The sequence below is a fragment of the Gemmobacter serpentinus genome (assembly GCF_008973825.1).
GTDB classification, from domain to species: domain Bacteria; phylum Pseudomonadota; class Alphaproteobacteria; order Rhodobacterales; family Rhodobacteraceae; genus Gemmobacter; species Gemmobacter serpentinus.
This window is the reverse complement of the sequence record NZ_WCHR01000041.1, coordinates 55,300-61,885: the sequence shown is the minus strand read 5'-3', so window position 1 is coordinate 61,885 and position 6,586 is coordinate 55,300. Positions and strand designations below refer to the sequence as shown.

The following is a 6,586-nucleotide window of genomic DNA, read 5'->3' as shown; positions in this document are numbered from 1 at the left end:
CGGGGGCATGGATTTCCGGGGCGGGTTCCAGATGGAAACCGGCAACACCGCCACGCCCTATCAGCGGGTCGATACCGATCTGGATGTGACCGAGGCCGGGGTGCCGGAGGCTTGGTATCTCAGCCTTGACGGGATTGACGACTGTCTGTCGACCGCTGCGATCGACTGGGGCACTGATGAGGTGACGGTGATTGCGGGGGTCGCCAAACAGTCGGATACCGGCAACCGCGCAATCCTTGAGCTTTCGGCCAATAGCGATGCCAATACCGGCGCATTCTTCCTGTTCAATATGGGCGACAGTTCCGGTTACCGGATGCGGTCCAAGGGCAGCACGCAGGCCGAGGCCGGGGTCTCCTCGGGCTGGCCCGTCGATACGACACATATCGTGGCCCTGGAGGGCAAGATCGGCAGTGACACCGCCCGGCTCCGCATCAATGGAGCGCAGCGCGCCACCAGCACTGCGGATCAGGGCAACGGCAGTTACGGCAACCATCCGCTCTATATCGGCGCGCGCGGCGGCGGGACTTTTCCTTTCGCCGGGCAACTTTACGGGCTGTTTGCCATCAACCGCAGCCTCACCCCCACCGAACTGGCGCTGACCGAGCGCTGGATGGCCACCAGATGCGGAGTGATCCTGCCATGATACGCGCCACTATCGCCTGTCCCGAAGCGCTGATCTGGGATGCAAACCAGCTGGCATCGTGCCTTGGTCTTGGTCCGGAGGACGCCCAGACCTATGGCGCGCCGGTCTGGCAGGATGCGGCAGGTAACCGCTATGCCGTGGCCTCTGCGCAAGTCAGCAGGAGTTTCCCGACCGCGGCAACATCGCCCCTGATCCCTCCACCATGGGGCGCGGATATGGCCGCCGCATCTTGCGCCCAAGGCCTGATCCGCATCGGATATCCCGATGAGTCAGAAATCTGCCGGGCAGATCCCGCCGCGCTGGTTGCCGTTATCTGCGATGATCCGCAGACGGCACTTTCGGGTCTTGGCCTGCAGCGCCTGCCCGGTTGATCAGGATTTGCGGAAGATGCGGATCCGCTCGGGGCGCTTTTCCGCCTCGGGCAGCAGCGGCATCGCCTCCAATGCCATGCTCAACCTGAGCAGCCGGTCCTCGGGGCCTGCCCCATGCAGGCTGACCATGGTGCCCCGGCTTTCGACCCGGCCGGCTTCGGCAAAATCGGCCTGCAACGCCAGGCGCTGGCGCCCGTCAGGGGCCTCGATCCAGGCCCGCAGTTCCGAGAGCGGCCGAAAGCCGCTCTGGCTGCCCAGATATTCGCCGGGGGTGGCCACCTGCCCCGTCACCGGATCTTGCAACATTATACGCGGCGTGCTGGCGCGGATCGGCATCATCAACCCGGCAATCGCCTGGCCCGCATCGCCCCCCGTCAGCGTGCCGAACCGCGCCGGGCGGTCGCCATATCCGGCCAGATGCAGCACATAATCGGCATGTCCCGCGATCGGTTCGGGATCGCTGCCGGTCTGCGACAGATAGTTCAGCTCGATCCCGCCGCGCGGCGGCCCATCCGAGCGTTCGGCCCGGATCTCCAGCCCCAGCACCGCCGCCTGACCGCAGCGGATGACGCAGAAGGCGCCGGCGCGGGTCAGCGCCCCCGAGACATTGCCCGGCTCGAACATCAAGGTGATGGCATGGCGCGAGCCCGGCGGCACGATGGGCCGGATCATCGCATCCAGATCGCCCTCGGGCGGGGCGACACAGGTCAGGGTCAGGATCCCCGGGCTCAGCTTCAGCGTCTCATACATGCCTTGTTTCCGTAATCATCGCGGATCCAGGATCCGGGGCGCAAACCGCCCCCCTGCCCCGTCCAAAAATCCTTCCGACATCACCAGATCACTCATCACCCTGCGGGCGGGCTCACTCCTCCCGCATCGCGCTTTGCAGGCGTTGCATCAACGGCCCCAGCAGATAATTCAGCGCCGTGCGTTTGCCGGTGGGCAGCACCGCCGAGGCCGACATCCCCGCCACCAGCCGCTCCACCTGCGCCTTGGGCAAGGTGGTCTCGTCCAGGCGGATCCGCGCCTCGTAATAATCGACCCGCGTATAGGGGTCCACGATACGGTCGCGCGACAGCGTCAGCAACTCCCCCTCTGCCGGTGACAGATCCAGCGCCTGGAAGGCCGGGAAGGTGATCAGCGCCTCGGACCCCGGCATGATCCCGTCAATATCATTGGGCGAGACCCGGGCCGCGATGATATATTCATCCTCGCTGGGCGCGATCTTCAGGATGGTCTCGCCGCCCCGGATCACCGCGCCGATGGTGCCAAGGACGCTTTCCTGCACCGTGCCATCGACGGGCGCGCGGATCTCCACCCGGCTGAGCGAGTCATTGGCGATGATCGCATCGCGCTCCAGCGCGCGGATCTCGCGGGTGACCTCTTCCAGCTGTTCGGCGGCGCGGCGGCGATATTCCTGCTCGATCTGGGCGATCTGCAACCGGAATCCCAGAATGGCCTGCCGGATGCGCGCGATATCGATATCCGATTGCGCGACCTTTTCCTCAAGCGCAAGGCTCGCCTGTTCCAGCTCGCTGACCCGGGCCTGACTGGTCAGCTGCTTGTCGCGCAGCTGGCGCTGTGCCTCCAGATCCTTGCGCACGAATTCGGCCTCGCGCACGGCGATGCTGCGGCGCACCTCATTGGCGTGGATCTCGGCCTCGGACTGGGCGATATTGGTCTGCAACAGATCGCGCGCCTGCAACAACTCCTTGCGCTGCAGATCGAAATGACGCGCCTCGCTGTCCATGGCGCGGGCCAGCACCGGATCGGCCTGAGCCTGGGCCTTCAGCAGATCAGAGAAGACCAGTTCGGGGGCTGCCGCAATCTCGGCCTCCATCCGTTCCTGCCGGGCGCGGTTGCCCAGGATCTGCGCGGCAAACAGATCGGCGGTGGCCGCGTTTTGCGTCGGGTCCAGCCGCAAGAGCAGATCGCCCGCCTTCACCCGATCCCCGTTGCGCACGAAAAACTCGCGCACGATGCCGCCTTCCAGATGCTGGATCTGGCGGGTGGTATTGGCGTTTTCCACCACCCCCGAGGCCACGACCGCACTGTCGAGCCGGGCGACAGCCAGCCAGCCGCCGACCAGACCGAAAGTGATCAGGATGGTCAGCGACGAGGCGCGCAGCGCATGGCGCAGGGTGCGGTCACAGGTGACCAATGCGGGCGAGACCGGATCGGCGGCGGATGCCGCATCAGGTGCGGGCAGCAACGGGGTCATGCCTGGCCCTCCGGGGCAGATGGCGGCGCACCGGCGGAGAGCAGCGTATTGCCCGCCGCATTCAGCCGCCCCAGCATGTCATCGCGGGTGCTGAAGGAATGCATATAGCCGTTCATGATGACCAGAATATAGTCGCAGACCCCCAGCAGTCCGGCCTTGTGGGTGCTGAAGAACACGGTCGATCCGGCGCGTTTCAGCTCGGCCAGACTATAGGCGAGGTTCTTTTCCCCCTCGGCATCCAATGCCGAATTGGGCTCGTCCAGCACCACGAGTTTCGGCTGGCGGAAAAAGGCCCGCGCCAGGCCGATGCGCTGGCGCTGCCCGCCCGACAGCGGCGCGCCGCCATCCATCATGCGGAAATCCAGGCCCCGCCCGCGCGCCTGCACGATATCCAGCGCCCCCGCCATGCGCAGCGCCTCGGTCACCGGGCCGGTCAGCGACGGATCATAGGGGGCAAAGCGCGCGACATTCTGCCAGACCGTGCCGGGCAGCAGATCCACCGCCTGCGGCAAATAGCCGATCTCGGGGCCGCGCTGCGCGGCGGGCCAGAGATCGATCGGGAAACCGTCGATCTTCACGCTGCCCGAAGAGGGCCGCCCTGCCCCCGCCAGCAGCCGCAGCAGCGTGGATTTGCCCGCGCCGCTTGGCCCCACGATCCCCACCACCGATCCCGGCGGCACCTCGAAACGGATGCCGGTCAGCACGGGCTTGCCGTCACTGCCCAGCAGCGTGAGATTGTCGCAGGCGATATGGCCCTGCATATCGGGCAAGGGCGTCGTGGCCTCGGCCGGCACATCGGCCAGAACCACATCCAGACGCTCGGCCGCGCTGCGCAATTCATGGATGGTGGACCAGTTGCGCGCCACCGAGATCACCGGCCCGACGCCCCGCATCATCACGATGAAGGCGGCCATGCCCGCACTCGCCGAGACTTCTTCCATCAGATAGAGCACGGCACCCGTTCCGACGAGGATGACGATCTGGGCGTGTTGCAGCACCGCGATCGCACTGTCGAGGGCACCCGCCCGGTCATGCCCCTCCAGCGCGATGCCCGAGGCCTTGTCTTCCAGCCCTGCCCATTCGCGGCGCACACCGGGCAGGATATTCATCGCCCGCACCGTCTCGCGCCGGGCCGCCGTCGCCATGCCAAAGGCAAAGGCCTGATCCTCGGGCTCGCGCTGCTCGGCCCGCACCACCTTCCAGATCGACCGGGCCCGCGCGCTCAGGATCGCCAGAACCGCAATATAGGCCAGCGCCACCAGGCCAAAGACCGGGTGCAGGATGAACAGCACCACGATGAAGATCGGCGACAATGTCGCATCCATCAAGGCCTCGGCCAGCGATCCGGTCAGACCCTGGCGGAGTGTCGCGATATCGCCATAGGCCCGGAAGGCCGCGGGCTTGTCGCCGCGATGGACCGCATCAAACACGCCTTCGCGCAATTCGTGGTCGATCCGGTGACCAAGCGCAAACAGCGCGCTGGAGCGGTAATGTTCCAGTATCCCCCAGACCACCAGCAGGAACCCCACCAGCAAGGTGATGAAGCCCAGGGTTTCCCAGCTATGGCTGGTATAGACACGCTGGGTGACCTGCATCATGTAGATGAAGGGGATCAGCGCGAGCAAAGTGATAAAGATGCTGTGGAACCAGATCCGCACATAGCTGCCGCGCGCTTTCTGGATTACAGAAGAAACCTTCATGGGCGATCCTAGATTGTCCCGGCGACAGGGATCACAACTGGGGGCTGGAAACAAGCATGTACAGCATTTTTGAAAGCTGGGAAGCAGCTACCGGCGCGGCATTGCGGATTTATGACCCCTTTGCCTACCGTCCCGCCCTTTATACGCGCATGGTGCCGGTCTGCCTGTCGGAAACGCTGGCGCTGGCCGAACGCTGGCCGGTGCTGTGGCGGCGCGATGCCCATGGCGATCCAGACCTGGTGGTGCTGCGGGGCTTGCACCCGCAGCATGAGCTGCCCGAGGCGCATGGCGTCAGCCGCACCGCGCTGCCGCTTCTGGTGCAGGCCTTTCCCTTCCGCTTCCGCGATCCCACCGCAGGCGGCGAGATCGGGCTGGAACGCGGCGCGCCGATGCGCGAACGCGATGCCGGTTCCTATATCATCAGCGAGACCGGCGAATTGCTGCCCGGGGCCGAACTGAAGCTGCGCGCGCTGGAGGCCTGGGAGGCCGAGCGCGCCCTGCGCCATGACGTGACCGCGGCGGTGTTCCGCCACGGCCTGCTGGAACCCGTGCGCCTGCCCGGCGATCTGAGCGCGCGGTTCGGTCTGCCCGATTTCATGGTGGTGGTGCCCCATCCCGACGATTCCCTGATCTTCGGGGCGATCGATCCCGCGCATTGGCGCCTTGTCGCACAGTTCCTTGCGGCGCAAAGGCTGTCGCTTTACACGATGGCGCGACTGATCGCCCTGACGGAAGGCGCTGCCTGATGGCCTGGTATGATGATCTGGACGGTGTCTCCGGCGCAGAGCCGCTGAGCGATGCCCGGCTGGAAGCCTGGCCCGACCGTGCGATGGATGCCCGGCTGCATCGGCTGCGCTTCTGCCCGGCCACCCTGCCCGAACTGTATCAGGTGGCGCGGCATCTGCCGCTGACTGTGATCGAAGAGACGGGCATCGAACAGGCGGGCACAGACCAGATGGGCCGCCCCTGCGTCATGGTGGATTTCCGGCCCGAGACCCTGCGCCGCCCGGCCTTTGATGCCGGCGGCACCCTGCAACGCAGCTATCGCCCCGCCGCCACCCGGCTGCTGCCCTATATCACCACGCCGGAGGGCCGGGTGATGCGTCTCCTGGACCGCGCCGGGCCGCCCGACATTCCGCGCCCGCCCGAATTGCAACTGCAACTGGCACAGATGCTGCGGGCCCAAGGGTTCGGCATCAGCCAGCTGAGCGCCGCCGCCGCGATCCTGATCGCCGAAGGCCTTCTGGCCCCGCAAGACCATGGCAATGGGGCGCGGGAATGGCTGCCCGCCGCCGATGCCCCGCCCCCCCGGATGGATGGCAGGCCGGATCCGCTCTATTTCCTGGCGCTGCGGCTCCTGGCGGTGCTGGAGTTTTCGCGCCTGCATCGCCGCGAGACCGGGCGCGACGGGGCCGCAGGTCCGGGGCCGTTTTCGGGCCAGTTGCAAAGCCTGCTCAGCCGCGATGAAGCCTTGCGCAACCAGACCTTCCTGATCCAAGATGATGTGCTGGATTTTTCAGCATTCCTGTCACCATCCTGATTCGAGTCGCCGGGAAGTTTTCCCAATCGCCCGCGGAATCGACCCTTGATTGTAGCGGAATCATCGTCAAACAGAACCGGAACCGGGATCATCCGACAGATTTCAGATCCC

General features: G+C 65.9%; 7 protein-coding genes. 4 read left to right on the top strand and 3 right to left on the bottom strand.

The window, feature by feature from the left end; translation table 11 throughout:
* A partial coding sequence (locus GBJ34_RS18660; RefSeq protein ID WP_226341268.1) for a LamG domain-containing protein occupies positions 1–643 on the top strand: 643 nt, incomplete at its 5' end.
* Entirely contained in the window at positions 640–1,014 is a 375-nt protein-coding gene (locus GBJ34_RS18655; protein WP_151720709.1) for a hypothetical protein, read from the top strand. The genes GBJ34_RS18660 and GBJ34_RS18655, both read left to right, overlap by 4 nt.
* On the opposite strand, the gene GBJ34_RS18650 is transcribed toward GBJ34_RS18655, so the two are convergent.
* The 3 genes from GBJ34_RS18650 to GBJ34_RS18640 form a co-directional block, all read right to left on the bottom strand.
* Complete coding sequence (locus GBJ34_RS18650; RefSeq protein ID WP_151720708.1) at positions 1,015–1,764, bottom strand: hypothetical protein; 750 nt, start codon at positions 1,762–1,764, stop codon at positions 1,015–1,017.
* 112 nt (positions 1,765–1,876) lie between these two features.
* The gene (locus tag GBJ34_RS18645; protein ID WP_151720707.1) at positions 1,877–3,235 is read right to left on the bottom strand and encodes an HlyD family type I secretion periplasmic adaptor subunit; all 1,359 of its coding nucleotides are present in this window, start codon (positions 3,233–3,235) and stop codon (positions 1,877–1,879) included.
* Positions 3,232–4,935: a type I secretion system permease/ATPase gene (locus GBJ34_RS18640; protein ID WP_151720706.1), complete on the bottom strand. Its 1,704-nt coding sequence runs from the start codon at positions 4,933–4,935 to the stop codon at positions 3,232–3,234. The genes GBJ34_RS18645 and GBJ34_RS18640 overlap by 4 nt, the downstream gene beginning before the upstream one ends.
* Positions 4,936–4,991: 56 nt before the next feature.
* Between GBJ34_RS18640 and GBJ34_RS18635 the strand changes: the two genes are divergently transcribed.
* Both GBJ34_RS18635 and GBJ34_RS18630 read left to right on the top strand, forming a co-directional pair.
* Positions 4,992–5,681: a SapC family protein gene (locus GBJ34_RS18635; RefSeq protein WP_151720705.1), complete on the top strand. Its 690-nt coding sequence runs from the start codon at positions 4,992–4,994 to the stop codon at positions 5,679–5,681.
* The gene (locus GBJ34_RS18630; RefSeq protein WP_151720704.1) at positions 5,681–6,475 is read left to right on the top strand and encodes a hypothetical protein; all 795 of its coding nucleotides are present in this window, start codon (positions 5,681–5,683) and stop codon (positions 6,473–6,475) included. The genes GBJ34_RS18635 and GBJ34_RS18630 overlap by 1 nt, the downstream gene beginning before the upstream one ends.
* Positions 6,476–6,586: the final 111 nt, after the last annotated feature.

Coding starts and splice junctions, on each gene's coding strand:
- GBJ34_RS18630 (WP_151720704.1), top strand. CDS start 5,681: ATGGCCTGGTATGATGATCTGGACGGTGTCTCCGGCGCAGAGCCGCTG.
- GBJ34_RS18655 (WP_151720709.1), top strand. CDS start 640: ATGATACGCGCCACTATCGCCTGTCCCGAAGCGCTGATCTGGGATGCA.
- GBJ34_RS18650 (WP_151720708.1), bottom strand. CDS start 1,764: ATGTATGAGACGCTGAAGCTGAGCCCGGGGATCCTGACCCTGACCTGT.
- GBJ34_RS18645 (WP_151720707.1), bottom strand. CDS start 3,235: ATGACCCCGTTGCTGCCCGCACCTGATGCGGCATCCGCCGCCGATCCG.
- GBJ34_RS18640 (WP_151720706.1), bottom strand. CDS start 4,935: ATGAAGGTTTCTTCTGTAATCCAGAAAGCGCGCGGCAGCTATGTGCGG.
- GBJ34_RS18635 (WP_151720705.1), top strand. CDS start 4,992: ATGTACAGCATTTTTGAAAGCTGGGAAGCAGCTACCGGCGCGGCATTG.